Here is a 23,575-nt window from a genome sequence, read left to right on the forward strand (position 1 = left end):
TGTAGTCTCACCGGCACGCCAACCAACCTGAACGCAGCATGTCCGGAAAATTCGACAAACTGCGCCAACGCATCATGGGTCTTGATCCGAACACCATCGGTACTGTCTTGTCGCTGCTGCCCACCATCCTGGAGCAGGCGAACAAGACCATCGACAAGTTCAAGAACCGCAAGAAGACCGGCACTGAACCTGCTCGTACGGACAGTGCCGCGTCCGACCCGAATACGCAGACTGCACGTATTGCCGAGCTGGAAGCGGCGATCCTGCAGCAGGCCGAATCCGTCAAGCTGCTGGCCGAGCAGCACGCCATCACCATCGACGCCCTGCGCGACGAAGCCGCGCGGCTCGAACGGCGCCTGAAGCGCATGACTTGGCTGGCCGCCATCGGTTTTGTGCTGGCCATCGCAGCGCTCATCGTCGCCACCCAACATTGACACCATGACGACCCTGCACGGCATTCCCAACTGCGACACCGTGAAGAAAGCCCGCACGTGGCTCGAATCGAACGGCGTGGCCTACACCTTCCACGATTTCAAGAAACAGGGCGTGAGCGCCGACATGCTGGCCGGCTGGCTCAAGCATGTGCCGCTCACGACGCTGCTCAACCGCAAGGGCACCACGTGGCGCGCGCTGTCGGATGCCGACAAGGCGCGTGCCGAGGACGAAGCCGGCGCCATCGAACTGATGCAAGCCAACCCGTCGCTCATCAAGCGGCCAGTGCTGGTGCACGGCAAGACCGTCAACGTCGGCTTCACGGCTGACCAGTACGCCACCCTGTTCTAACAATAACGACAACACCGCCACTGCCATGCAGCCCACGCTTGCCCTCACTGAAGACCTGATCCGTCGCCGCTCCGTCACGCCCGAAGACAAGGGCTGCCAGGACGTGCTGATCGAACGCCTGACCGCCGCGGGCTTCACATGCGAAACCGTGGTCAGCGGCCCGGACCACTTTCGCGTGACCAACCTGTGGGCCGTCAAGCGCGGCACGGCAGGTACTGCGGGCAAGCTGCTCGTCTTCGCGGGCCACACCGATGTGGTGCCCACCGGCCCCGTCGAACAATGGCACTCCGATCCGTTCGAGCCCACCCACCGCGACGGCAAGCTCTATGCGCGTGGCGCGGCTGACATGAAGACGTCCATCGCGGGCTTCGTGGTGGCATCGGAGGAATTCGTCGCCAAGCATCCGGACCACGCGGGCTCGATCGGCTTCCTGATCACCAGCGATGAAGAAGGCCCGGCGCACGACGGCACCGTCAAGGTGTGCGACCTGCTGCGCGCGCGCGGTGAGCGCCTCGACTACTGCGTGGTCGGCGAACCGACGTCGGTGTCGACGCTCGGCGACATGGTCAAGAACGGGCGACGCGGCTCGCTGTCGGGCAAGCTCACCGTCAACGGCGTGCAGGGCCACATCGCCTATCCGCATCTGGCCAAGAACCCGATCCACCTGGCTGCGCCCGCGCTGGCGGAACTGGCCGCCGCCACCTGGGACAACGGCAACGAATACTTCCCGCCGACGACGTGGCAGATGTCGAACATCCACGGCGGCACGGGCGCGACGAACATCATCCCGGGCCACGTCACGATCGACTTCAACTTCCGCTTCTCGACGGCCAGCACGCCGGACGGCCTGAAGGCACGCGTGCACAGCATCCTCGATGCGCACGGCCTCGACTACAAACTCGACTGGACGCTGGGCGGCGAGCCCTTCCTGACCGAGCGCGGCGACCTGTCCGACGCCCTCGCCTCCGCCATCCAGGCCGAGTGCGGCGTGACCACCGAGCTGTCGACCACCGGCGGCACATCGGACGGCCGCTTCATCGCCAAGATCTGCCCGCAGGTGATCGAATTCGGCCCGCCGAACGCAAGCATCCACAAGATCGACGAACACGTGGAGGTGGCCTTCATCGAGCCGCTGAAGAACGTGTATCGCCGCGTGTTGGAAACATTGATCGCCTGAGTTGCCCCATATGGCCCGCAACGTCGAGATCAAGGCGCGAGTACGCGACGTAGCGGCGCTGCTGGAACGCGCCGCCGCCATCGCGAATTCGGGCCCCGAGCGTATCGACCAGGACGACACCTTCTTCGCCTGCGCAAATGGGCGCCTCAAGTTGCGACAGTTTTCGCCTGAACGCGGTGAGCTGATCCACTACTTCCGCGCCGACAGCACTGGCCCGCGCGTGTCCAGCTACAACATCGTGCCGACCACCGCGCCCGATGCCTTGCGCGACACGCTGGCCGCCGCCATCGGCACCGCCGGCCGCGTCATCAAGGTGCGCCAGCTCTATCTCGCCGGCCAGACGCGCATTCACATCGATGCCGTCAAAGACCTCGGTGATTTCGTCGAACTCGAAGTCGTGCTGCGCGATGACCAATCCGAAGACGACGGCGTGAAGATCGCGCACGCTCTCATGCAATCCCTCGGCATTGCCGAAACCGACTTGCTCGACGTTGCCTACGTCGACCTGCTGGCTGCCAAATAACACTGAGCCAAACATGACCGCCCACACCCTCCCCGCTTCCCACCCGTTCACCACGGTGCGCGACCTGCTGCGCTACGCCGTGTCGCGCTTCACCGCTGCCGGCCTCGTCTTCGGTCACGGCAGCGAGAACGCCTACGACGAAGCTGCCTACCTGATCCTGCACACGCTACATCTGCCGATCGACACGCTGGAACCGTTCATGGACGCGCGCCTGCTGCCCGAGGAAGTGGCCGCCGTGCTGAAGGTGATTGAGCGCCGCGCCGTCGACCGCGTGCCCGCCGCCTACATCACGCGCGAGGCGTTCATGCACGGCATGCGCTTCTACGTGGACGAACGCGTGATCGTGCCGCGCAGCTTCATTGGTGAATTGCTGGAAGAAGGCCTGGAACCGTGGATCGACCAAGAGGATGGTCCGACCGATGTGCTGGAGTTGTGCACCGGCTCCGGCTGCCTGTCGATCCTGGCCGCACTGCAATGGCCGAACGCGACGATCGACGCGGTGGATCTGTCGCCGGATGCCTTGGTGGTGGCCAACCGCAATGTCGACGAATACAAGTTGGAAGACCGCATCCGCCTGCACGAAGGCGATCTGTATGCGCCGCTGCCGCCGGGCGTGCACTACGACGTGATCCTGACCAACCCGCCGTATGTGAACGAAACCTCGATGCAGGCGCTGCCGCCTGAGTACCTCGCCGAGCCACGCATGGCCCTGGCTGGCGGCAACGACGGCATGGACATCGTGCGCCGCATCCTGGCCGATGCGCCGCGCCACCTGAAGCCGCACGGCGTGCTGGTGGTGGAGATCGGCAATGAGCGCGAGAACGTCGAAGCGGCGTTCCCGGATCTGGACTTGGTTTGGCTGCCGACCAGCGCTGGCGAAGACCAAGTCTTCCTGGTGACGCGCGAGGCGTTGTAAACGCACGGCGTTCCGGACTCGACAGCTCAGGTTCGGAACCCGCTGCTTGAGGTTCAGGAACACCAGACGCCGGGCTCGAAGCTCGGCGTTTTGCGTTCCAGACGCCGTGGTTGCGGCTGCGGACTCGGTGCGTGGGGTTCTGAACCTCGGGGGCTGCGTTCGGAACATCGCATTCCCCGTTCAAGGCCCCGTGATTGCTGTTCAGAACCTCACGTTCGGCGTTCGGAACGCGATGCGTCGAGGGCAACACGCGGAGGAAGCCGGTGCTGACTCGCGGGGCTTAGGACCGCACCTCATCGCACGCGTCTTTCACGACGCAGATGGAAAAGCGCTTATCGAAAACCTGGCCGCTCGGGCAGTGGTCGAAGACAGCTTGCGACTGGGCGTCGCAGGTGGCGTAGGCCGTGGTGCAGTTGGTGCGTACGGGCTGGTTGGGGCCGCGGTTCGTGCCGTCGTCGATCATGAAGCGGGCCGATGGTGACGGGCATTTGAAGTCGGCGGCGGCCTTGGCCAGGGCGGCGGCGGCTTTTTCGGCTTTTTCGGCTTTTTCGGCTTTGGTGGTCTGCGGTGTGGGCGGGCTGGACGGGGATGGGTGGCGGTCGCAGGCCGTTACCGTTATTGCTAGCGCACACAGCAGCGTAGTGAGTGTGAGTGCGCGGGTCATGGGGCGGCTCCTTCGGGGTTGGATATCCTGAAGTTTACGCTGGGGGGCGCGTTTTTGGTCCATCTCTGTTTCGTCCCCTGCCGGGGCCGACCGACTTTCTTTGTCTTGCCAAAGAAAGGTAGGCAAAGAAAGGCGCGCCCGAGATGGCGAAAGCCTCCTTGAATTTCTGTAACCGAGCGGGGAAGGAGCCAAACTCGCTTCGCTCAGACAAGGCTCCTTCCTTTTTCCGCCCGCTTACACAAATTCAAGGCGCCATCTAGGGCATCAACGGCCAAACCGTCTGGGTGCGCGAGTTGGTGCTGTAGCTTGCGCTGCGTCTTTCTCAGCGGAGCATCGCTGACATGGCGGAGAGGCTGTTGAGCATGCGCACGGCGTGTTCGACCGAATCGGCGGCGAAGCGCAGCATCGTTCCATCCACGCGTTCCAGCGCGGGCCATTGGCAGAACAGGTCGGCCAGTGCAGGCGTTTGCGTTTGCAGGCGGCACACGATGGGCGCTTGGATGCGCAGCGGCATGCTGAAGTGGCCGCGCTGCACAGTGGCCTTCACGGCTGCGTAAATCGCTTCGCACGACTGCTCGGGCGAGAGCGATGTCCCTGCGCTCTGTCCTTCGGCCTGCTTGGTCTCGACAAACGTGGTGTGCGGCAGCAGCGGCTTGGTCTCTTTGATGAAGACGTCGTCGCCGCTGGCCACGGCCACGGGCACGCCGCGTTCGCCAGCCAGGGCACCGTAGAGGCCGGCCTCGCCCAATTCCTGCTCGTTGAACCAGACACGCGTGAACGCGAAGCTGTTGATGGTGTGTGCCAGCACGCCACGGCTGCCGGCGCGTGCGTGGTAGCCGATCATGCAGACGGCCGCGCAGCCGTCCACGCCGGCCATCATGCTCAGGTAGCGCGGTTTGCCGAGAACGAAGCGTGCGCGGCGGTCGATCGATTCGGGGATGAGGTTGCGGAAGCCGCCGTGCGAATCGTTGACGAGCACGTCGGTCGCGCCGCCGTCGAAGGCACCGCGCACGGCGGCGTCAGCCTCAGCGGTCATCCAGCGGCGGGCACGCTCGTACTCGCCGTTGCCGGCGCGTGTCTGCTCGGTGTGGAACACGTTGGCGACGCCTTCGATGTCGGCGGAGATCAGGATTCGCATTTGGTGGGTCAAATCAGTTCGGTCAATGCGCGGCGCGTGTTGCCATCGCGGCCGGTGACGGCTTCGGCATGGAACAACGCGTGCACGATGGCTTGTTCGACGCTGTCGGCGGCGGCCTGGAACAGCGGGTCGAGGTGCGATTCGTGCGTCATGGCAGTCGCCGGCATGGCGCGTGTGCCCTGGTGCGGCACGGTATAGGCCGTGGAGAACGCCAACGCGATGTCGCCGCTGCCGTGGCCGTAGACGGAGCCGGTACGCGCCAGCCCTGCGCCCGCGCGCAAAGCGAGGCGGCGCAACTGGCGGGCGTCGAGCGGCGCGTCGGTGGCGAGCAGCATGATGATCGAGCCCTTCTCCGGGCCGGGTTCGGCAGCCAACGCCTTCGCCAATTCCCGGCCGACGTGGCGCCCGGCCAGCGTCAGGTTTTCCGTCACGCCAAAATTGGAGAGCACCAGCGCGCCCACCGTGCGTTGCGTGCCGTCGGCCAGCGTCGCCACGCGCGAGGCGGAGCCGATGCCGCCCTTGACGCCAAACGACGACATCCCCCGCCCTGCACCAACCGCGCCTTGCTCGAACATCTCGGCAGCAGCGGCATACGCGGCCTCGTAATGCACGTCCTGCACAGCAAACGCCTGCAGGTCGTTCAGATAGCCGTCATTGCATTCGAAGACGAGCGGATTGACGGTGGACCATGTGCGGCCGATCTGCGGATTGGCTGCGACGGCCTGGCGGATCTGCGCCTGCGCCACGGCGCCCACGGCAAACGTGTTGGTCAGCGCGATCGGGGTTTCCAGCACGCCAAGCTCTTCTACCTGCACGAGGCCAATGCTCTTGCCGAAGCCGTTAATGACGGCGCAGGCGGCGGGCACCTTGTCGACGAACGGGTCTCCGGCGTGCGGGCGTACCACGGTCACGCCGGTCTGGATGTCGCCGCCAGCAATCGTGGCGTGGCCGACGGTGACGCCCGCCACATCCGTGATGCTGTTGCGCGGCCCCGCCGGCAGCGCACCGATAGTCGGAAGGCTGATGGGCATATCAACGGCGGTCGATCTTCGGGTCCAGCGCGTCGCGCAGGCCGTCGCCCAGCAGGTTGAACGCCAGCACGGTCAGGAAGATCGCCAGGCTCGGGAAAATTGCCACATGCGGTGCCGTCACCATGTCGGCGCGCGCTTCGTTGAGCATCGCGCCCCACTCCGGCGTGGGCGGCTGCGCACCGAGGCCCAGGAACGAGAGGCTGGCGGCGGTGATGATCGACGTGCCGATCCGCATCGAGAAATACACGACGATGGACGAGATCGTGCCCGGCAGGATATGCCGCATGATGATCGTCCAGTCGGATGCGCCGATGCTGCGTGCGGCTTCCACGTAGGTCAGGTGCTTGAGCATGAGCGTGTTGCCGCGCACCAGCCGTGCAAACGCCGGGATGCTGAACACCGCCACGGCAAAGATCACGTTGATCATGCCGTTGCCCAGGATGGCCACGATGCCGATGGCCAGCAGAATGCCGGGGAAGGCGAATAGCACGTCGGAGATGCGCATGACGATGCGGTCCCACCAGCCTTCGTAGTAGCCGGCCAGCAAGCCAAGCACAGTGCCGATGATGGCACCGATGATGACCGACACGAAGCCCGCTTCCAGCGAGATGCGCGTGCCCATCAGGATGCGGCTGAAGATGTCGCGGCCGAGCGAATCGACGCCAAACCAGTGCTGCGCCGACGGGCCGGCGTTCAGCGCGTCGTAATCGAAATAGTTTTCCGGATCGAACGGCACGATGTGCGGCGCGAGAATGGCGATCAACGCCAGTGCGATCACGAACACACCGGCACCCATCGCCAGATGCTGTTTGCGGAATTTGCGCCAGAACTCCGTCCACGGGGTGCGGACGGGTTCGGTTGTGGCTTGCGGCGTTTTTGGCACGCCCGCGGCCGGACTGGTTGTCTGCGTCATGGCCGTCTCCTTACTTCTTGTAGCGGATGGTCGGGTTGATCACGGTGTACAGCATGTCCACCACCAAGTTGATCAGGATGAACTCCAGCGAGAACAGCAGCACCTCGGCCTGGATGACCGGGTAGTCGCGCATCTCCACCGCATCCACCAGCAGGCGCCCGAGGCCCGGCCAGTTGAACACCTTCTCCACCACGATCGAGCCGCCCAGCAGGAAGCCGAACTGCAGGCCCATCATGGTCACCACCGGGATCATCGCGTTGCGCAGGCAATGCTTGATGACCACCACCGTCTCGCGCACGCCCTTGGCACGGGCGGTACGCACAAAATCTTCTTGCAGCACTTCGACAAACGACGCGCGGGTGAAGCGTGCCATCACGGCGGCCACGGCAGCGCCCAGCGTGATCGACGGCAGGACATAGTGCTTCCAGGTATCCGCGCCGATGGAGGGCAGCCAGCCGAGCTGCACGGAGAACACTTCCATCAGCAGCATGCCCAGCGCAAACGCCGGGAACGAGATGCCGGACACGGCAAGCGTCATGCCCAGGCGGTCCGGCCATTTGTTGCGCCACACGGCGGAGGTAATGCCAATCACCATGCCAAAGATGACTGCCCACACCATGCTGGCGATCGTCAGGTTGAGCGTGGGCCAGAAGCGCTCGCCAATCTCTTCGCTCACCGGGCGCTTGCTCCGCAGCGACGTACCGAACTCGCCGCGCACGGCGTTGGTGAAAAAGCGCACGAACTGCTCGGGCATCGGCTTGTCCAGGCCCAGGTCGCGGCGCACGAGGTCAACCGTCGCCTCGTCGGCTTCGGGGCCGGCAGCCAGGCGCGCCGGATCCCCCGGCAGCAGGTGCACGAACAAGAACACCAGCACCGCCACAATCAGCAGTGTCGGGATCACGCCCAGCACACGTTTTACGAAGTAGTTCAGCATGGCAAATCCACCACAGACGGCAATTCAATGGCCCGCGCACAGGCTGCACGCGGGCCGGTACAGCATTGAGGCTTACTGCTTGATGTCGATGTCGTCAAAGCTGAACGAACCATCCGGCGCCACGTAGGCACCCGACAGGCGCTTGGACCGTGCGTAGACGATCTTCTCCGTCACCAGGAAGGCCCAGGGCGCGTCTTCCCAGATGCGCTTCTGTGCGTCGGTGTAGAGCTTGGTTTTCTCGGCACGATCCGTCGTACGCAGAGCGCCGGCAATGTCGGCATCCACCTGGTCGTTCTTGTAGTACGCCGTGTTCAGTTGCTTGGGCGGCATCGATTCCGAGGCCAGCAGCGGACGCAGTGCCCAGTCGGATTCACCGGTCGAAGACGACCAGCCGATGTAGTACATACGCACACCCGCATCTTCCGGCTTCTGCACACTCTCGACCTTCTCGACACGCTGACCGGCCTCCAGCGCTTGCACCTGCGCCTTGATACCAACCTGCGCCAGTTGCTGCTGCACGAACTGGATAATCTTCTGCGCCGTCGTGTGGTTGTAGGCCGACCACAGTTGCGTCTCGAAGCCGTTGGGGTAACCGGCTTCCTTCAGCAGCTCTTTCGCCTTGGCCGGGTTGTACGGCCACGGGCCCAACTTTGTGGCGTAGTCCACGCCCTGCGGCACCACACCGTCAGACGGCACGGCGTAGCCCGAGAAGGCCACCTTGGTCAGCGCATCCTTGTTGATGGCGTAGTTGATGGCCTGGCGCACCTTCGGGTTGTCGAACGGCTTCACGCGCGTGTTGAACGTGATGTAGCGCTGGATGATCGACGGCGCCGCAATCAGGTCCACCTTCGGGCTGCCCTTGAGCACCGCAGCCTGCTCGAACGGAATGCTGAATGCGAAGTCCGCTTCGCCCGTCTGCATGACGGTGGCACGCGTGTTGTTGTCCACCACCGGCTTCCAAGTGATGGTGTCGATCTTCGGCAGGCCTTGCTTCCAGTAGCCGTCGAATTTCTTGCCCTTCAGGTAGTCGGTCTGCTTCCACTCGACGAATTCGAACGGGCCAGTGCCGACCGGGTGGAAGGCGATATCCTTACCGTACTTCTTCAGCGCCGTGGGCGAGATCATCGCCGCCGACGGGTGGGCCAGCACGTTGATGAACGGCGAGAACGGCTCCTTGAGCGTCACGCGTGCGGTGTACGGATCCACCACTTCGGTCTTGGCAACGCGGTTGAACAGCACGAAGCGCTTGAGCTTGTTGGCCGGGTCCGTCACACGGTCCAGGTTGGCCTTGACAGCGTTGGCGTCAAACGTGGTGCCGTCGTGGAACTTCACGCCCTTGTGCAGCTTGAACGTGTAGACCAGGCCGTCCTTGCTCACGTCATAGCTTTCGCACAGCACGTTGACGAGCTTCATGTCCTTGTCGAAGCCGAACAGGCCTTGATAGAACGACTTGGCGGCACTGAACGACAGCGTGTCGTTGGCGTCGTACGGGTCCATCGTGGTGAAGGTCGAGTAGACCGCCATCACGGCGTCCTTGGCGGCAAAGGCCGGCATCGTGAATGCCGCCAGGGCCAGGCCGCTGGCAACCATCGCTGCGCGCGGTGCCGAAGTGAATCGATGAGCAAATCGATTGAACATGTCCTTCCTCCTCAAAGAAGTGTTTGACTTCACTACGTTCAGTAAGCGCCGCCAATCGAATGGCGGGCAACAAAGTGGTCTGGCGCCACTTGCACCAACGGCTGCACCACCGGCAGGTCGCCAATGGCACGGATCGGGCTGGGAATTTCGTGCGTGGAAAGCTCGCGCTTCAGGTGCCGGCGCGCCGGGTCCGCAATCGGCACGGCCGACATCAGCTTCTTCGTGTACGGGTGCTGCGGGTTCTCGAAAATCGCGCGGCGCGGGCCGATCTCGACGATCTGGCCCAGGTACATCACCGCCACGCGGTGGCTGATGCGCTCCACCACCGCCATGTCGTGCGAGATGAACAGGAAGGCGACGCCAAATTCCTTCTGCAGATCGAGCATCAGGTTGACGATCTGCGCTTGAATCGACACGTCCAGCGCAGACACCGACTCATCGGCAATCACCACCTTCGGGTTCAACGCCAGCGCGCGTGCGATACAGATGCGCTGGCGTTGGCCGCCGGAGAACTCGTGCGGATAGCGCGACGCGTGCGCGGGCTGCAGGCCGACCTTGTCGAGCAGCCACTCCACACGTTGCTGCGCCTCTTTGCCGGACGCCACCTTGTGCACCAGCAGCGGCTCCATGATGGAGTAGCCGACCGGCACGCGTGGGTCCAGCGAGGCGAATGGGTCCTGGAAGATGAACTGGATGTTTCGGCGAAGCGTCTGGAGCGCGTGCCCCTTCAACTCGCCGATGTTCTGGCCGGCAAATTCGATGCTGCCGCTCTGGCTGTCCACCAGACGCAAGAGCGACCGTCCCGTCGTCGACTTGCCGCAGCCCGATTCGCCGACCAGCGCCAGCGTCTCACCAGGGTAGAGATCAAAACTGACCTGCTCCACCGCATGCACCCGGCGCGTGACGCGGCCAAAGATGCCTGTGGGCACGTCAAAGCGCGTGACGAGATCACGTACGCGCAGGATGGGTTGTACGTCGTGCGAGGCGGCCAGTTGCGGTGTCGTATCGACCTCAGCAGCAGTCCCGTCCACACGCAACAGCGGAAAACGCGCCGGGCCATCGGTGCCCTGCATCGAGCCCAGGCGCGGCACGGCGGAGAGCAGCGCACGCGTGTACGGATGGGCCGGCTGCGCAAACACCGTGGCCGACGGGCCCTCTTCCACACGGTCGCCCTTGTACATGACGAGCACGCGGTCGGCCACCTCAGCCACCACGCCCATGTCGTGCGTGATGAACACCACCGCCATGTGCAGCTCCTGCTGCAGTGCACGGATCAGCTGCAGGATTTCGGCCTGGATGGTCACATCCAGCGCCGTGGTCGGCTCATCCGCAATCAGCAGCGACGGCTTGCACGACAGCGCCATCGCAATCATCACGCGCTGGCGCATGCCGCCCGACAGTTGATGCGGATAGCGCCCCAGCACGTTGCGCGCTTCCGGAATGCGCACCAGCTCCAGCATGCGCAGCGCCTCGGCCTTGGCCTCGTTGGGCGATTTGCCCTGGTGCAGGCGGATCGATTCGGCAATCTGCTCGCCCACGGTAAAGACCGGGTTGAGCGAGGTCATCGGCTCCTGGAAGATCATCGCGATATCGGCACCGCGCACGCCGCGCATGGCCGACTGGCTGGCGTTTGCCAGATCCAGCACTTCGCCGTTGCGGCGGCGCAGATGCATGTGCCCGCCGACGATCTTGCCGCCGCCGTGTTCCACCAGCCGCATCAGCGCCAGCGACGTCACCGACTTGCCCGAGCCCGATTCGCCCACCACGGCAAGCGTTTCACCGCGGTCCACATGGAACGACAGGTTGCGCACCGCGTCGACCACGCGCTCGGACGTGGCAAAGCGCACGCTCAGGTCTTGCACCTGCACGATGCGCTGGTCGGGCATCGCAATGGCGGTTTGCTGTTTGGTGGCACTCACGGCAACTCTCCTGCTTTCCTACGTGCTTAACGGTAGATCGACACAACGGGCGCCTCGGCGCCGCGTGCGAACCCGCGGTACATCCCTTCGGTGTTGAACGGCAAGGCGACGTTGCCCTGCGCATCCACAGCGATCATCCCGCCACGGCCGTTGATGGCCATCAGCTTGCGCATGACCACGTCGTCGCTCGCGTCGGCCAGCGACTTACCGGCGTATTCCATCTGCGCGGCCACGTCGTAGGCAGCCACGGCGCGGATAAACATCTCACCCGTGCCCGTGCACGACACGGCGGCCACGTTGTTGGCGAAGCATCCCGCGCCAACGATCGGCGTATCGCCCACGCGGCCAACCTTCTTGTTGGTGACGCCGCCCGTGGAAGTCGCCGCCGCCAGCCGGCCCTGCGCATCACACGCCACCGCGCCCACGGTACCGAACTTGCTATCTGGGTCGATAGGCGCGTTTTCCTTGGCCATGAGCGATGCCGCGTCGTGATCGAGCAGCGCCATGCCGTCTTGCTGGCGGGCGCGCTGCCACTGGGCGTAGCGCGCTTCGGTGTAGTAGTAATCCGGCTCGACGAATTCCAGGCCCTGCGCCTGCGCGAACGCCTCGGCGCCTTCGGAGGTGAACAGCACGTGTTCGCTGCGTTCCATGACCGCACGAGCGGCCAGAATCGGGTTGCGCAAGCGCTTGACGCAGGTGACTGCGCCAGCGGCCAGCGTGGCGCCATCCATGATCGACGCATCCAGTTCATACGTGCCGGCGCTGGTCAGCACCGCGCCCTTGCCGGCATTGAACAGCGGGCATTCTTCGAGCAGGCGCACAGCTTCGGTCACGGCATCGAGCGCGCTGCCGCCGTCGACGAGGATGCGCTGACCTGCTGCCAGGATGTCGTTGAGCGCCTGCTCATAAGCGGCTTCTTTGTCGGCGCTCATGGCCGTGCGGGTGATAGTGCCGGCGCCACCGTGGATGGCAAGAATGGGCGTGGTCATGCGTGGCTCTATGAAAATCAGTTTTCAGCGGTGCGCTTGCGGCCGCGTCGAGTGGTGGGGGCGTTGGCCGCGTCATTGCCTTGCGCAGCATTGGTGCGCGAGGCCTGGCCGGTGTGCAGCCACGGCAGCACAAATTCAGTCAGGCGCTCGGCCGATTCCAGCGAATGCGCAGACCGGTGTGCCACCGCTCCGCACAGCGCTTCGAACAGCGCCACAGCGGCCGTATCGGACGTCGCCGAAAACTGCCGCTCCGGACGCGCATACAGCGCGATGTCGGCCAACGGCGCCAGCGGCGAGGTCGGACCGTCGGTCAGCGCCAGCACCTGGCACCCCTGATCGCCCGCCTGCTTGGCCAGGGTGATCGTGTCCGCCGCATAGCGCGGGAAAGCAATGGCAATCAGCAGATCCTTCCGCCCGATCTTGCGCAGTTGGCGGGCCGCGTCCGACGCCCCACCCGGCTGCGAGACAGAAATCACCGTGTCGCAATACAAATCCAGCCCGTGGCGCAGCAGGCCCGCGAGATAACCACTGGCGCCAAAGCCCATCACGTAGATGCGCTGGGCGCCCAGGATGGCGTCCACCGCACGCTCGCAAGCGGCAGGGTCAAGCATGCGGCGCGTGGCATCCAGGTTGGCAATATCTTCGTTGAGCGACGCAGCAAAAATCTCCGCGCTGGTAGCCGGCCGCGCCAGTTCGTGGCGCAGCTTCTCTACCGGTGCGAGCGTTGCTTCGAAACCGCGCAGCAACTCGGAACGAAACTGCGGATAGCCATCAAAGCCCAGCGCCAGCGCAAAACGGTTGGCTGTGGCAATCGACATCTCCACCGCGGCGGCAAACTCGTCGATGCGCATGGTGGCCGCGCGAAACGGGTTCGCCAGCACGTACTCGGCCATGCGCTGGTGCGCGGGCGTGAGTGTAGCCAGCGTGGCCGCAATGCGGTCGGAGACCGTCGCTTCGGCAGCAAATGCGCCTTTCGACACATCCGTACGCTTGCTGGTGGATTTCGCCATCGTCCTGGGCCGTGAAAATTTTGTGTAAATGTATTTTCACGAAACGACCATGTAAAGAAAAAAACTTTCACGAAGGCCTATGGTTTTCCCTAGGTCGAAAGCAGGTGCACAGATTGCGGGCCAGCGCCGCTGCCTCATGGTGCGATGCACCTGTCCAAACGCTCACGGTGCGCCAGGATCGTGCGCCGCAGCACGTTACAATCGCTCCCTTCTTCGATTGTCCTCAAGCGCAGTTTTTCGTGATCCGATTCGACGACCTCGTCCTCCAGCGCGGCACCAAGGTGCTGTTCGACCACGCCACCGCCACCCTCAACCCCGGTGAACGGGTCGGCCTTGTCGGCGTGAATGGCAGCGGCAAATCCACGCTGTTTTCGATGCTGCGCGGCGAGCTGCATGCTGACGGCGGCGAAGTCGCCATCCCGCCCACCTGGCAGGTTGCCCACGTGGCGCAGGAAACGCCTGCAGTGGACCGCAGCGCGCTGGACTACACGCTCGACGGCGACACCCGCCTGCGCGACATCGAACGCCGCCTCGCCGCCGCTGAAGCCGCGCATGACGGCCACGCGCAAGCCGAAGCCCACACCGCCTTTGCCGATGCCGACGGCTACACCGCCCCGGCGCGCGCGCAGGCTTTGCTGCTTGGCCTCGGCTTCACGATGGCGCAAACGACGCAGCCGGTGGCGAGCTTTTCCGGTGGCTGGCGCATGCGCCTGAACCTGGCGCAGGCGCTGATGTGCCCGTCCGACCTGCTGCTGCTCGATGAGCCGACCAACCACCTGGACTTGGACGCCGTGGTCTGGCTGGAAGACTGGCTGTCGCGCTACGCCGGCACGCTGGTAATGATTTCGCACGACCGCGAGTTCCTCGACGGCGTGTGCAACGTCACGCTGCATATCGAACACCAGAAGCTCAAGCGCTACGGCGGCAACTACACGCAGTTTGAGACGCAGCGCCTGCAGCAGATGGCGCTGCAGGAAGCGTCGTACGCGCGCCAGCAAAAGCAGATCGCGCATCTCGAATCCTTCATCACGCGCTTCAAGGCCAAAGCCAGCAAGGCCAAGCAGGCCCAGAGCCGCGTCAAGGCGCTGGAACGCATGGAACGCCTCGCCCCCGTGCATGCGGCGGCCGGCTTCTCGTTCGAGTTCCGCGAGCCCGATGCGGCGCCCAACCCGATGCTGACGTTCGAGGGTGTCGATTGCGGCTATCCGGGGCCGAGCGAAGACGCGCCCATCACCATCCTCAAGCACCTGACGTTCTCGATCCAGACTGGCCAGCGCATCGGCCTGCTGGGCGCCAACGGCCAGGGCAAATCGACACTGGTGAAGACGCTGGCCGATACGCTGACGTCGCTCTCCGGCACGATCCGCCGTGGCAAGGGCCTGCAGATCGGCTACTTCGCCCAGCACCAACTGGAAACGCTGGACGACCACGCATCCCCGCTGCTGCATCTGGCACGCCTGGCGCCCGACGTGCGCGAGCAGGAGCTGCGCGACTTCCTCGGCAGCTTCAACTTCCGCGGCGACATGGCGACCGCGCCCATCGAGCCGTTCTCCGGCGGCGAGAAGGCACGCCTGGCGCTCGCGCTCATTGTCTGGCAGCGCCCCAACCTGCTGCTGCTCGACGAGCCGACCAACCACCTGGATCTCGACACGCGTGAAGCGCTGACGATGGCGCTCGCCCAGTTCGACGGCACGCTGATCCTCGTCTCGCACGACCGGCACCTGCTGCGCGCCACGACCGACCAGTTCCTGCTGGTGGGCCAAGGCACTGTCGCCCCGTTCGACGGCGATCTGGACGACTACCGCGACTGGCTGCTCAAGCAGGCCGCCGCCAAGCGCGCGGCTGCCAGCACACCTGCCGCCTCCACCGATGCGGATGGCATGCCGGCCGTCAATCGCCGCGACCAGAAACGCGAAGAAGCCGCCGAACGTCAACGCCTGAACGCACTGCGCAAGCCGCTGCAAAAGAACGTCGACACGATCGAAAAGCGCATGGCACCGCTGCAGAAGGAAAAGGCCGAACTCGAAGCCTTCCTGGCCGATAGCGCGGCCTACGAAGAAGCGAACAAGACGCGCATGATGGAAAGCCTGCGCCGCCAGGCCGAGATCAATACCGAGCTCGACCAGTTGGAAGAACGCTGGCTCGAACTGCACGAACAACTCGAACAAATCAGCTAAGGCTGGCGTGTCCGGCCAAGGAGACCTTGTTGATGACAACCCCGTCGCCGGACACCGCCACCTCCACCAGCCAGCCGCTGGCCGGCGTGCGCGTGCTCGACCTCACGCGCCTGCTGCCGGGCCCTGCCGCCACGCGCCACCTGGCCGATCTCGGTGCCGAGATCATCAAGATCGAAGACCCAGGCCCCGGCGACTACGCCCGCGACATGATGCGCTCCCCCGCCGACCGCGCGGCCGAACGCCCAAGCCTGTTCTTCCGCTCGCTCAATCGCGGCAAGACCGAAACGCGGCTGGACCTGAAACTCGCTGAAGACCGAGAAGCGCTCATCGAACTCGCGCGCCATGCGGATGTGCTGATCGAGAGTTTCCGCCCCGGCGTCATGGCGCGCCTTGGGGTCGGCTGGGAGACGCTGCGCGCAGCCAACCCGGCCCTGGTGATGTGCTCCATCAGCGGCTACGGCCAAGACGGGCCGCTCGCACAGGCAGCCGGCCATGACATCAACTACGTCGGCTATGCGGGCATGCTGGACCAGCTCACCAGCGCGGACGGCACGCCCATCGTCCCGAACGTGCAGATCGGCGACTTATTGGGCGGCGCACTGACGGCGGTGGTCGGCATCCTGGCTGCACTGGTCGATGCGCGCGCCACCGGCCGCGGCCGCTACGTCGACGTATCGATGACGGATTCGGTGTTCGCACACAACCTGATGGCGTTCTTTGCCGTCGGCACGCGCGGCAAGGCAAGCCGGGCCGGTGGGGATCTGCTCAACGGCGGCGTGCCGTGCTACGGCGTCTACCGCACGTCGGACGATCGCTTCATGGCTGTTGGCGCCTTGGAATTGAAGTTCTGGCAGACGATGTGCGACGTGCTCGGCAAGCCCGAATGGAAAGACAAGCACTGGGCCCTTGGCCAGCGCGTCGGCGGCGATGATGCGCTCGCCCTTCGCGACGAACTCGCTGCGCTGTTCCGCACCGCTACACAGGCCGAATGGACCACACGTTTCGCCGATGCCGACTGTTGTGTCACGCCCGTGTTGCGTATGGAAGAAGCCCTGCAGCATCCGCTCTTTACCGAGCGCAACAGCGTGGTGAAGGAAAACGGCGAGCCTGTGCAGCTCGCCCTGCCGCTACGATTTGCCGACTGAATCGGCGCGGTCCAGCGCATCAAGCAGATGCGCTGCCTCTTCCAACTGGTGTTGACTGAACACGCGGATACCGTTCTGGCGCAGCAGCGCTGCGGTCACGCCTTCGCCGGGCTGCAGTTGGCTGGAGAACGTACCGTCGTAGAGAAATGCAGAACCGCATGACGGGCTGCGCTCGGTGAGCACGGCAACTTGCACGCCGGCTTCCTGCGCCGCCTCCAGGGCACGTTGCGCACCCAGTACAAACGCATCGGTCACATCATGACCATGGTGCTCGACCACGCGGGCGGCCCCGCGCAGCACTGCAGCACCGCCGCCCTCACCATGGATTTCCGCTGGCAGACGCGGCACCGGCAGGCCGCCGGCCATCTCGGGGCACATCGGCACAATGCGCCCTTCCATCTGCCAGCGCGCCAGGATGCCGCCTTCGGTGACGACCGTGCCGCCGTCATAGCGTACCGGCTGGCCCAGCAGGCAGGCACTCACCAGCACGCGTTGCATGGTCGGCGGCTCCGGCTTAGCGGCGCTCGCGGCGGATCATCCCCACCACCAGCGTCAACGCCAGAATCAGCAGCCAGATCAGCGACCACACCGGCACCGATAGGCCCAGCACCGGCGGCATCGGCCCAACACACAGGCCATCGGCTTCGAATACCTGCGGCAGCCATTTCGCTGTGGGCAACGCATTGACCCAGTTCTCGATCGGGTCGATACCGCATGTCGCCTTCGGGTTCAGCAGCAGCGATACGTGATACCCCGCCACGCACAGGCCGGCCAGCCCGGACAGCATCCCCAGCCCGTGCCACAGCAGCCGCGTGGCCGACGACAGCGCCGCCAGCAGCGAGAACACGCCAATGCCAAGGAACGCGAACCGCTGCAGGATGCACAGCGGGCAAGGCTGGAGCCCCTCAACGTGTTGCAGGTACAGCGCATAGCCGACCACCCCAAAGGAGATCACGGCAATCAGCAGGAAAAAGGCGCGCGAATTGGCTTGCATGGCGGCGTCGGCTCAGAGGCGTCTTAGAGAAAAGTTGGCGGATTATCGCATTGCAACGGCACGTGCATTTTCAAATGGCGCGCGCGACATCGTTGCGAATTTTTGAAGGATCAGGCTTCCAACGCCCGCACACGATCAATCGCCTGCTCGATGCGCTCGACAGCAATCACCTCCAGCCCATCAATCGCCTGCTTGGGTGCATTCGATTTCGGGATGACAGCAATCGAAAAACCCAGTTTTGCCGCTTCCTTCAACCGCTCTTGGCCGCGCGGTGTGGGACGGATCTCGCCCGCCAGACCGATCTCACCAAACACCACCAGCCCACGCGGCAGCGGCTTGTTGCGCATGGACGAATGGATCGCGAGCAACACCGCCAAATCCGCCGCCGGCTCGGTGATCTTCACCCCGCCCACGGCATTGAGGAACACGTCCTGATCAAAGCACGCAATGCCGGCATGGCGGTGCAGCACCGCCAACAGCATCGCCAGACGGTTCTGCTCCAGGCCCACCGCCAAGCGGCGCGGGTTCGGCACATTGGCGGTATCTACCAGCGCCTGGATCTCTACCAGCAGCGGCCGCGTGCCTTCCTGCGTGACCAGCACGCATGAGCCTGGCACCACCTGTTCATGCTGCGACAGGAACAGCGCCGACGGATTCGCCACCCCGCGCAACCCGCGCTCGGTCATCGCAAACACGCCCAGCTCGTTGACGGCGCCAAAGCGGTTCTTGAACGCGCGCACCAGCCGGTAGGACGAATGCGTATCGCCCTCGAAATACAGCACCGTATCGACGATGTGCTCAAGCACGCGCGGCCCCGCCAACGCGCCTTCCTTGGTCACATGGCCGACCAGGATGGTGGTCACATCCAGCCGCTTGGCAATACGCGTGAGTTGCGCCGCGCATTCGCGCACCTGCGCCACGGAGCCCGGCGCAGAGGTCAACGCCTCCGAATACAGCGTCTGGATGGAATCGATAACGACGACTTCCGGCTTTTCCGTCTCGATGGTTGCCTGGATGCGTTCGAGCTGAATCTCCGCCAGCAGCGCTAGATTCTGGCTCTCGATGCCGAGGCGATGCGCACGCAGCGCAATCTGCGAGCCGGATTCTTCGCCGCTCACATACAGCACACGCCGTGTGGCCGACAGGTTGGACAGCGCCTGCAGCAGCAGCGTCGACTTGCCGATGCCCGGATCGCCGCCGATCAGCACCACACCGCCACCGACCAGGCCACCGCCCAGTACACGGTCAAACTCATCGATACCGCTGGAGAAGCGCGGCACGTCTTCCGCGTCAATCTCCGACAGCTTGCGTACCGTCGCGCTCGATGCCAGCGATTGGAAACGCGCGCCCGCGCCAGAGGCCGGCTGCGCTACGGTTTCCACCAGCGTGTTCCACTGCTGGCAATGCGGGCACTGCCCCGCCCATTTCGGCGCCGTGCCACCGCATTCGGTGCACGTATAGACCGTCTTGCTCTTGGCCAAACAACCCCCTGCTTGCGGCCGCTACGCTTGTCGGGCAGCCGCTTGATCTTCGTATTGCGTGTGTAACTTGGCGCGACGTTCAGGCCGCCTTGCCGAGCTCGCCCGCGTCTGCGGTCTCAACCGGCTCGACTGTGACCGGCACGCGCGGCGCGACCGCGCACATCAGTTCATAGCCGACCGTACCAGCGGCATGCGCCACATCATCAATGGGCAGACCTTCACCCCACAGCGTGACGGACGTGCCAACGCGGGCGTTCGGCAGGTTTGACAGATCGACGGTAATCATGTCCATCGACACGCGCCCCACCGTGTGCGTGCGCTCGCCGTCAACCAGCACCGGCGTGAACTGGTCGCCCCAACCTGGGGCATGACGCGGGTAGCCGTCTGCATAGCCGCACGCCACCACGCCGATGCGCATCGGGCGTTCTGCCACGAAGCGCGAGCCGTAACCGATGGTGTCGCCCGCCTGCAGATCCTGGATGGCGATCAGTTCGCTCTTGAGCGACATGGCCGGCATCAGGCCCGTGCCTTCGATATCGCTGGCCAGGCCCGTCGGCGAGGCGCCGTACATGATCACGCCCGGGCGCACCCAGTCGCGATGCGCCTTCGGGTGCCACAACGTGGCGGCGGAGTTCGACAGCGATGCCTCGCCCGGCAACCCTTGCGTAGCCAGTTCGAAGGCAGCGAGCTGGTGCTCAATGCCGCGCGGGCCATCCGCATCGGAAAAATGCGTCATGTGGACGATGGTGCCAACGCCGGAGATGGCGCGGGCACGTTCCCACGCAGCCCGGTAAGCCGCCGGCATGAAACCGAGGCGGCTCATACCGGTGTTGATCTTGAGCTGCACACTGATGGGCCCTTTCAGGCGCGCCAATTCCAGCATGCGTAACTGGTCTTCGCTATGGACAGTCGTGGTCAGGCGGTACTGCTCGACGACAGCGAGGTCTTCAGGCTTGAAGAAGCCTTCCAGCAGCAGAACCGGCCCTTGCCAGCCAAGCTGGCGCACGCGGACGGCTTCATCGAGATCGAGCAGCCCGAAACCATCGGTCTGGCGCAGGCCTTCGTAGGCGCGCTCGATACCGTGGCCGTAGGCATTGGCCTTGACGACCGCCCACACACGCGAGTTGGGCGCATGGCGGCGGGCAACCTGGAGATTGTTGGCAAGTGCGGGGCCGTGGATGACGGCCTGAATGGGTCTTGGCATGACGGCAAACCTGCAGAACGTTGGAGCGATGGCGCGCTGGTGGTGCGGCATCGGTGTTGCAATGCAATAAATATTGCGAGGCCGGCGAACGTGCAGCGGCCGGCCCCGAGCGATCAGCGTTCTATTTGACCACAGGACGCCAACTGGTTCGCCCCCACAGGCCGATCGGCAAAAAAGAAAGTGCGCCGCCGTCACCGGAAGCGCACAAGTTTCATGTTATAAAGCCGTTCAAATTAGGCATGGGCAAACATACGTGATGCATTGGCTGCATAAGGAAAGTTGGGCAACAGCCACTTCTTTTTGCGTGACCGCATCGCACCCGGGTTTGACCATGTGCGCAGGCGAGACAAAAAGACGTACCGAGCGGAACGCATGCCTCGGACGCCTGTCAGTGAAGATTCCTACGGTTGCCCGGCGATGCGTGTCTTGCAGCACCGAACTGGCCCGATAAAGGGAACCACAGCCAGGGGAGCCCGCGCGGGCGGCGGCATGCATGCTGCACTCGCGCACCTGTGCGCTGCACGGCCGGTCAGCCGATGCATCGCGCAGCCGGCTGCCTGGGAGGGAAGCTTCCGTACGCCGGCACAACGTCTGCGCGTCGTGAAGACGGGATTGGCACCGCGATCTACGGGGACGAATTCGAAGGTATGAAGAAGGGTTTTTACACCATCATGGCGGCGCAGTTTTTCTCGTCGCTCGCCGACAATGCGCTGCTCATCGCCGCCATCGCCCTTCTGACAGAGATGCATGCGCCGCAGTGGATGACCCCGCTGCTCAAACTGTTCTTCGTGCTCTCTTACGTTCTGCTTGCCGCCTTCGTGGGCGCCTTTGCAGACTCCCGGCCCAAAGGCCGCGTGATGCTCATCACCAATGCCATCAAGTTGATCGGTTGCGGCGTCATGCTCACCGGCGTACATCCGCTGCTCGCCTACGGCGTGGTGGGCTTTGGCGCGGCAGCGTATTCTCCGGCCAAGTACGGCATCCTCACCGAGCTGCTTCCCCCTGAAAAACTGGTTGCCGCCAACGGCTGGATCGAAGGGCTGACGGTCAGTTCGATCATCCTCGGCACGGTGCTGGGCGGCGCACTGATCTCCAAGCATGTGTCGACGTGGCTGTTGGCGTTTGATATTCCCGGCCTGGAAGCCATCGACACGCCTGCGGAAGCGGCCATGCTCGTCATCATGGTGATCTACCTGATCGCGGCACTGTTCAATCTGCGGATTCCCGACACCGGTGCACGCTACCCGCAGCAAGAGAAGAACCCGGTACGCCTGATCTCCGAATTTGCCGACTGCTTCAACGCGCTGTGGCGCGACCGGCTGGGCCAGATCTCGCTGGCGGTGACGACGCTGTTCTGGGGCGCGGGCGCCACGTTGCAGTTCATCGTGCTGAAGTGGGCGGAGCAATCGCTTGAGCTGAACCTGTCACAGGGCGCCATTCTGCAGGCCGTAGTGGCCGTGGGTGTGGCCGCCGGCGCCATGGCGGCTGCGGTAAAGATCCCGCTGCGCCGCTCGCTCGATGTGCTGCCGGTGGGCGTAGCGATGGGCGCGGTCGTCATGCTGATGGCGTTCTATACCAAGCACACGATTCCCGAAGTCACGTTCCACATCGGCGAGTTCAAGTTGCCGCTGTACATGCTGATCGCCTACCTGTTCCTGATGGTGGTGGGCGCGATGTCGGGCTTCTTCGTGGTACCGATGAATGCATTGCTGCAGCACCGTGGGCACGTGCTGCTCTCGGCAGGTCACTCGATCGCCGTGCAGAACTTCAACGAGAACGTTTCGGTGCTGCTGATGCTGTGCCTGTACGCCCTGCTCATCAAACTCAACGTGCCCGTGAGCATCGTGATCGTGTCGTTCGGCATCTTCGTGTGCATCACGATGGCGCTGGTGATGCGCCGACATCGCATCAACGAGAAGCTGTTCCACACCGCAGCCCTCATCGGCGAGGACAAGCACCACTGAGCAAGCACCGCTAAGCGCTGCTGCGTGCCTCTGCCAGGAGCCACGCACGGAACGCGGCAACCTCGGGGCGACCGGCCGAGGCACGCGAATACACCAGCCAGTAGCTGAAGTCGTTCGGCATGCTCACGTCGAACGGCTGCACCAGCCGCCCGGCCGCCAGGTCGTCCGCGGCGAGCAGCAACCGGCCCAACGCCAGGCCCTGGCCCTCCACGGCCGCCTGCAAGACCATCCCCGCATCGTTGAAGACCACGCCCGACGTACGCCGGGGCGGTGTCACACCAGCATGCTCGAACCACGCGCGCCAGGCGCTTTTGGGCTCGTCGTGCAGCAGCGTGGCATGGCGCAAGTCAGCTGGCGCTGCCAATGAATCTCGCAACGCCGGGCTGCACACGGGGCTCAGGTACTCACGTGCGATGAGGTCGGCTTTCAAGCCCGGCCAGCGGCCCAACCCAGAGCGGATGCCAATGTCGAAGCTGTCGTCGGTGTGGGCCCACAGCGTGGTGGAGGTGGTCAGTTTCAACTCGATCTCCGGATGCTGCGCGCGGAAGCCGCCCAGCCTCGGCAGCAGCCAGCGTGATGCAAACGACGGCAACGCGGTGATGCGCAGCATGTCTTGCGAGCGCCCGCTCAAGCGCGCAGTCGCCTCCGCCAGACCATCGAACAGATGCGTCAGCTCGGATAGATAGCTGCCGCCTTCCGCCGTGAGCGTCAGTGCATGACCGCGTCGGGCAAACAGTTTCAGGCCAAGCCAGTCCTCCAACTGCCTTACCTGATGGCTGATGGCCGCCTGCGTGACGCACAGCTCGGCAGCGGCGCGAGTGAAGCTCAGGTGGCGCGCGGCAGCTTCGAAGGCCCGCAGCGCGCCCAACGGCGGCAGTCGTCGCATGGTGTTTGCTCGATAACCCTGGTTGATCGAAGCCATGAGGATAGATCGTTTTGCACCGCATCGCGCACCCCGTCTAATGGCGGCTTCGG

Annotated in this window: 22 protein-coding genes; 8 read left to right on the top strand and 14 right to left on the bottom strand. The window is 64.4% G+C overall.

Features of this window, described 5'->3' with window-relative positions:
- Positions 1-38: 38 nt before the first annotated feature.
- Genes F7R11_RS11310 through prmB form a run of 5 tightly spaced genes read left to right on the top strand, consistent with a single transcriptional unit; the run spans position 39 to position 3,399 of the window.
- Positions 39-434: a hypothetical protein gene (locus tag F7R11_RS11310; protein ID WP_064803588.1), complete on the top strand. Its 396-nt coding sequence runs from the start codon at positions 39-41 to the stop codon at positions 432-434.
- Positions 435-438: 4 nt separating this feature from the next.
- Positions 439-783 carry an arsenate reductase gene (locus F7R11_RS11315; RefSeq protein ID WP_064803591.1) on the top strand — a complete coding sequence of 115 codons (345 nt, stop codon included), beginning with the start codon at positions 439-441 and terminating at the stop codon, positions 781-783.
- A 25-nt stretch (positions 784-808) separates the two neighbouring features.
- Entirely contained in the window at positions 809-1,960 is a 1,152-nt protein-coding gene (gene dapE, locus F7R11_RS11320; RefSeq protein WP_064803594.1) for a succinyl-diaminopimelate desuccinylase, read from the top strand.
- 10 nt (positions 1,961-1,970) lie between these two features.
- Positions 1,971-2,483, top strand: coding sequence for a class IV adenylate cyclase (locus F7R11_RS11325; RefSeq protein ID WP_064803596.1), 513 nt, complete (start codon positions 1,971-1,973; stop codon positions 2,481-2,483).
- Positions 2,484-2,496: 13 nt separating this feature from the next.
- Positions 2,497-3,399 carry a 50S ribosomal protein L3 N(5)-glutamine methyltransferase gene (gene prmB, locus F7R11_RS11330; protein ID WP_064803598.1) on the top strand — a complete coding sequence of 301 codons (903 nt, stop codon included), beginning with the start codon at positions 2,497-2,499 and terminating at the stop codon, positions 3,397-3,399.
- A 280-nt stretch (positions 3,400-3,679) separates the two neighbouring features.
- Here prmB and F7R11_RS11335 read toward each other — a convergent pair whose 3' ends face one another.
- The 9 genes from F7R11_RS11335 to F7R11_RS11380 form a co-directional block, all read right to left on the bottom strand.
- Positions 3,680-4,063 (bottom strand): chitin-binding domain-containing protein, encoded by a 384-nt coding sequence (locus tag F7R11_RS11335; protein ID WP_064803600.1) that lies wholly within the window; start codon positions 4,061-4,063, stop codon positions 3,680-3,682.
- Positions 4,064-4,385: 322 nt separating this feature from the next.
- Positions 4,386-5,201: a M55 family metallopeptidase gene (locus tag F7R11_RS11345; RefSeq protein WP_064803602.1), complete on the bottom strand. Its 816-nt coding sequence runs from the start codon at positions 5,199-5,201 to the stop codon at positions 4,386-4,388.
- An 8-nt stretch (positions 5,202-5,209) separates the two neighbouring features.
- Complete coding sequence (locus F7R11_RS11350; RefSeq protein WP_064803604.1) at positions 5,210-6,232, bottom strand: DmpA family aminopeptidase; 1,023 nt, start codon at positions 6,230-6,232, stop codon at positions 5,210-5,212.
- Between the two features lies 1 nt (position 6,233).
- Positions 6,234-7,145, bottom strand: a complete 912-nt coding sequence (gsiD, locus tag F7R11_RS11355) for a glutathione ABC transporter permease GsiD (RefSeq protein WP_064803606.1) — start codon at positions 7,143-7,145, stop codon at positions 6,234-6,236.
- Between the two features lie 10 nt (positions 7,146-7,155).
- Positions 7,156-8,079, bottom strand: a complete 924-nt coding sequence (gene gsiC / locus F7R11_RS11360) for a glutathione ABC transporter permease GsiC (protein ID WP_021194354.1) — start codon at positions 8,077-8,079, stop codon at positions 7,156-7,158.
- 72 nt (positions 8,080-8,151) lie between these two features.
- A complete protein-coding gene (gene gsiB / locus F7R11_RS11365; protein WP_064803608.1) occupies positions 8,152-9,717 on the bottom strand; it encodes a glutathione ABC transporter substrate-binding protein GsiB in 1,566 nt (521 codons plus the stop codon).
- Positions 9,718-9,755: 38 nt separating this feature from the next.
- Positions 9,756-11,636 (bottom strand): dipeptide ABC transporter ATP-binding protein, encoded by a 1,881-nt coding sequence (locus tag F7R11_RS11370; RefSeq protein WP_064803610.1) that lies wholly within the window; start codon positions 11,634-11,636, stop codon positions 9,756-9,758.
- A 26-nt stretch (positions 11,637-11,662) separates the two neighbouring features.
- Entirely contained in the window at positions 11,663-12,625 is a 963-nt protein-coding gene (locus tag F7R11_RS11375) for an isoaspartyl peptidase/L-asparaginase family protein (protein WP_064803613.1), read from the bottom strand.
- Positions 12,626-12,642: 17 nt separating this feature from the next.
- Positions 12,643-13,635: a MurR/RpiR family transcriptional regulator gene (locus F7R11_RS11380; RefSeq protein WP_064803616.1), complete on the bottom strand. Its 993-nt coding sequence runs from the start codon at positions 13,633-13,635 to the stop codon at positions 12,643-12,645.
- A 239-nt stretch (positions 13,636-13,874) separates the two neighbouring features.
- Between F7R11_RS11380 and F7R11_RS11385 the strand changes: the two genes are divergently transcribed.
- Both F7R11_RS11385 and F7R11_RS11390 read left to right on the top strand, forming a co-directional pair.
- Complete coding sequence (locus F7R11_RS11385) at positions 13,875-15,812, top strand: ATP-binding cassette domain-containing protein (RefSeq protein WP_064806326.1); 1,938 nt, start codon at positions 13,875-13,877, stop codon at positions 15,810-15,812.
- Between the two features lie 32 nt (positions 15,813-15,844).
- Complete coding sequence (locus F7R11_RS11390; protein WP_064803618.1) at positions 15,845-16,957, top strand: CaiB/BaiF CoA transferase family protein; 1,113 nt, start codon at positions 15,845-15,847, stop codon at positions 16,955-16,957.
- On the opposite strand, the gene F7R11_RS11395 is transcribed toward F7R11_RS11390, so the two are convergent.
- The 4 genes from F7R11_RS11395 to alr all read right to left on the bottom strand — a co-directional run bounded on the left by F7R11_RS11395 (position 16,940) and on the right by alr (position 20,636).
- Complete coding sequence (locus tag F7R11_RS11395; protein ID WP_064803620.1) at positions 16,940-17,455, bottom strand: 2-thiouracil desulfurase family protein; 516 nt, start codon at positions 17,453-17,455, stop codon at positions 16,940-16,942. The two genes, F7R11_RS11390 and F7R11_RS11395, sit on opposite strands and share 18 nt — an antisense overlap.
- A gap of 16 nt (positions 17,456-17,471) precedes the next feature.
- A complete protein-coding gene (locus F7R11_RS11400) occupies positions 17,472-17,951 on the bottom strand; it encodes a disulfide bond formation protein B (protein WP_064803622.1) in 480 nt (159 codons plus the stop codon).
- A 110-nt stretch (positions 17,952-18,061) separates the two neighbouring features.
- Positions 18,062-19,432: a DNA repair protein RadA gene (radA, locus tag F7R11_RS11405; protein ID WP_064803624.1), complete on the bottom strand. Its 1,371-nt coding sequence runs from the start codon at positions 19,430-19,432 to the stop codon at positions 18,062-18,064.
- A gap of 79 nt (positions 19,433-19,511) precedes the next feature.
- The gene (alr, locus tag F7R11_RS11410; protein ID WP_064806328.1) at positions 19,512-20,636 is read right to left on the bottom strand and encodes an alanine racemase; all 1,125 of its coding nucleotides are present in this window, start codon (positions 20,634-20,636) and stop codon (positions 19,512-19,514) included.
- Between the two features lie 647 nt (positions 20,637-21,283).
- Between alr and lplT the strand changes: the two genes are divergently transcribed.
- On the top strand, positions 21,284-22,600 hold the full coding sequence (lplT, locus tag F7R11_RS11415; protein WP_064806330.1) for a lysophospholipid transporter LplT: 1,317 nt from the start codon (positions 21,284-21,286) through the stop codon (positions 22,598-22,600).
- Positions 22,601-22,610: 10 nt separating this feature from the next.
- Here lplT and gcvA read toward each other — a convergent pair whose 3' ends face one another.
- Positions 22,611-23,486 (bottom strand): transcriptional regulator GcvA, encoded by an 876-nt coding sequence (gcvA, locus tag F7R11_RS11420; protein ID WP_064806332.1) that lies wholly within the window; start codon positions 23,484-23,486, stop codon positions 22,611-22,613.
- Positions 23,487-23,575 lie beyond the last annotated feature (89 nt).

The sequence above is a fragment of the Ralstonia insidiosa genome (assembly GCF_008801405.1).
Classification (GTDB): Bacteria; Pseudomonadota; Gammaproteobacteria; order Burkholderiales; family Burkholderiaceae; genus Ralstonia; species Ralstonia insidiosa.

Coding starts and splice junctions, on each gene's coding strand:
- F7R11_RS11310 (WP_064803588.1), top strand. CDS start 39: ATGTCCGGAAAATTCGACAAACTGCGCCAACGCATCATGGGTCTTGAT.
- F7R11_RS11315 (WP_064803591.1), top strand. CDS start 439: ATGACGACCCTGCACGGCATTCCCAACTGCGACACCGTGAAGAAAGCC.
- dapE (WP_064803594.1), top strand. CDS start 809: ATGCAGCCCACGCTTGCCCTCACTGAAGACCTGATCCGTCGCCGCTCC.
- F7R11_RS11325 (WP_064803596.1), top strand. CDS start 1,971: ATGGCCCGCAACGTCGAGATCAAGGCGCGAGTACGCGACGTAGCGGCG.
- prmB (WP_064803598.1), top strand. CDS start 2,497: ATGACCGCCCACACCCTCCCCGCTTCCCACCCGTTCACCACGGTGCGC.
- F7R11_RS11335 (WP_064803600.1), bottom strand. CDS start 4,063: ATGACCCGCGCACTCACACTCACTACGCTGCTGTGTGCGCTAGCAATA.
- F7R11_RS11345 (WP_064803602.1), bottom strand. CDS start 5,201: ATGCGAATCCTGATCTCCGCCGACATCGAAGGCGTCGCCAACGTGTTC.
- F7R11_RS11350 (WP_064803604.1), bottom strand. CDS start 6,232: ATGCCCATCAGCCTTCCGACTATCGGTGCGCTGCCGGCGGGGCCGCGC.
- gsiD (WP_064803606.1), bottom strand. CDS start 7,145: ATGACGCAGACAACCAGTCCGGCCGCGGGCGTGCCAAAAACGCCGCAA.
- gsiC (WP_021194354.1), bottom strand. CDS start 8,079: ATGCTGAACTACTTCGTAAAACGTGTGCTGGGCGTGATCCCGACACTG.
- gsiB (WP_064803608.1), bottom strand. CDS start 9,717: ATGTTCAATCGATTTGCTCATCGATTCACTTCGGCACCGCGCGCAGCG.
- F7R11_RS11375 (WP_064803613.1), bottom strand. CDS start 12,625: ATGACCACGCCCATTCTTGCCATCCACGGTGGCGCCGGCACTATCACC.
- F7R11_RS11380 (WP_064803616.1), bottom strand. CDS start 13,635: ATGGCGAAATCCACCAGCAAGCGTACGGATGTGTCGAAAGGCGCATTT.
- F7R11_RS11390 (WP_064803618.1), top strand. CDS start 15,845: ATGACAACCCCGTCGCCGGACACCGCCACCTCCACCAGCCAGCCGCTG.
- F7R11_RS11395 (WP_064803620.1), bottom strand. CDS start 17,455: ATGCAACGCGTGCTGGTGAGTGCCTGCCTGCTGGGCCAGCCGGTACGC.
- F7R11_RS11400 (WP_064803622.1), bottom strand. CDS start 17,951: ATGCAAGCCAATTCGCGCGCCTTTTTCCTGCTGATTGCCGTGATCTCC.
- alr (WP_064806328.1), bottom strand. CDS start 20,636: ATGCCAAGACCCATTCAGGCCGTCATCCACGGCCCCGCACTTGCCAAC.
- lplT (WP_064806330.1), top strand. CDS start 21,284: ATGAAGAAGGGTTTTTACACCATCATGGCGGCGCAGTTTTTCTCGTCG.
- gcvA (WP_064806332.1), bottom strand. CDS start 23,486: ATGCGACGACTGCCGCCGTTGGGCGCGCTGCGGGCCTTCGAAGCTGCC.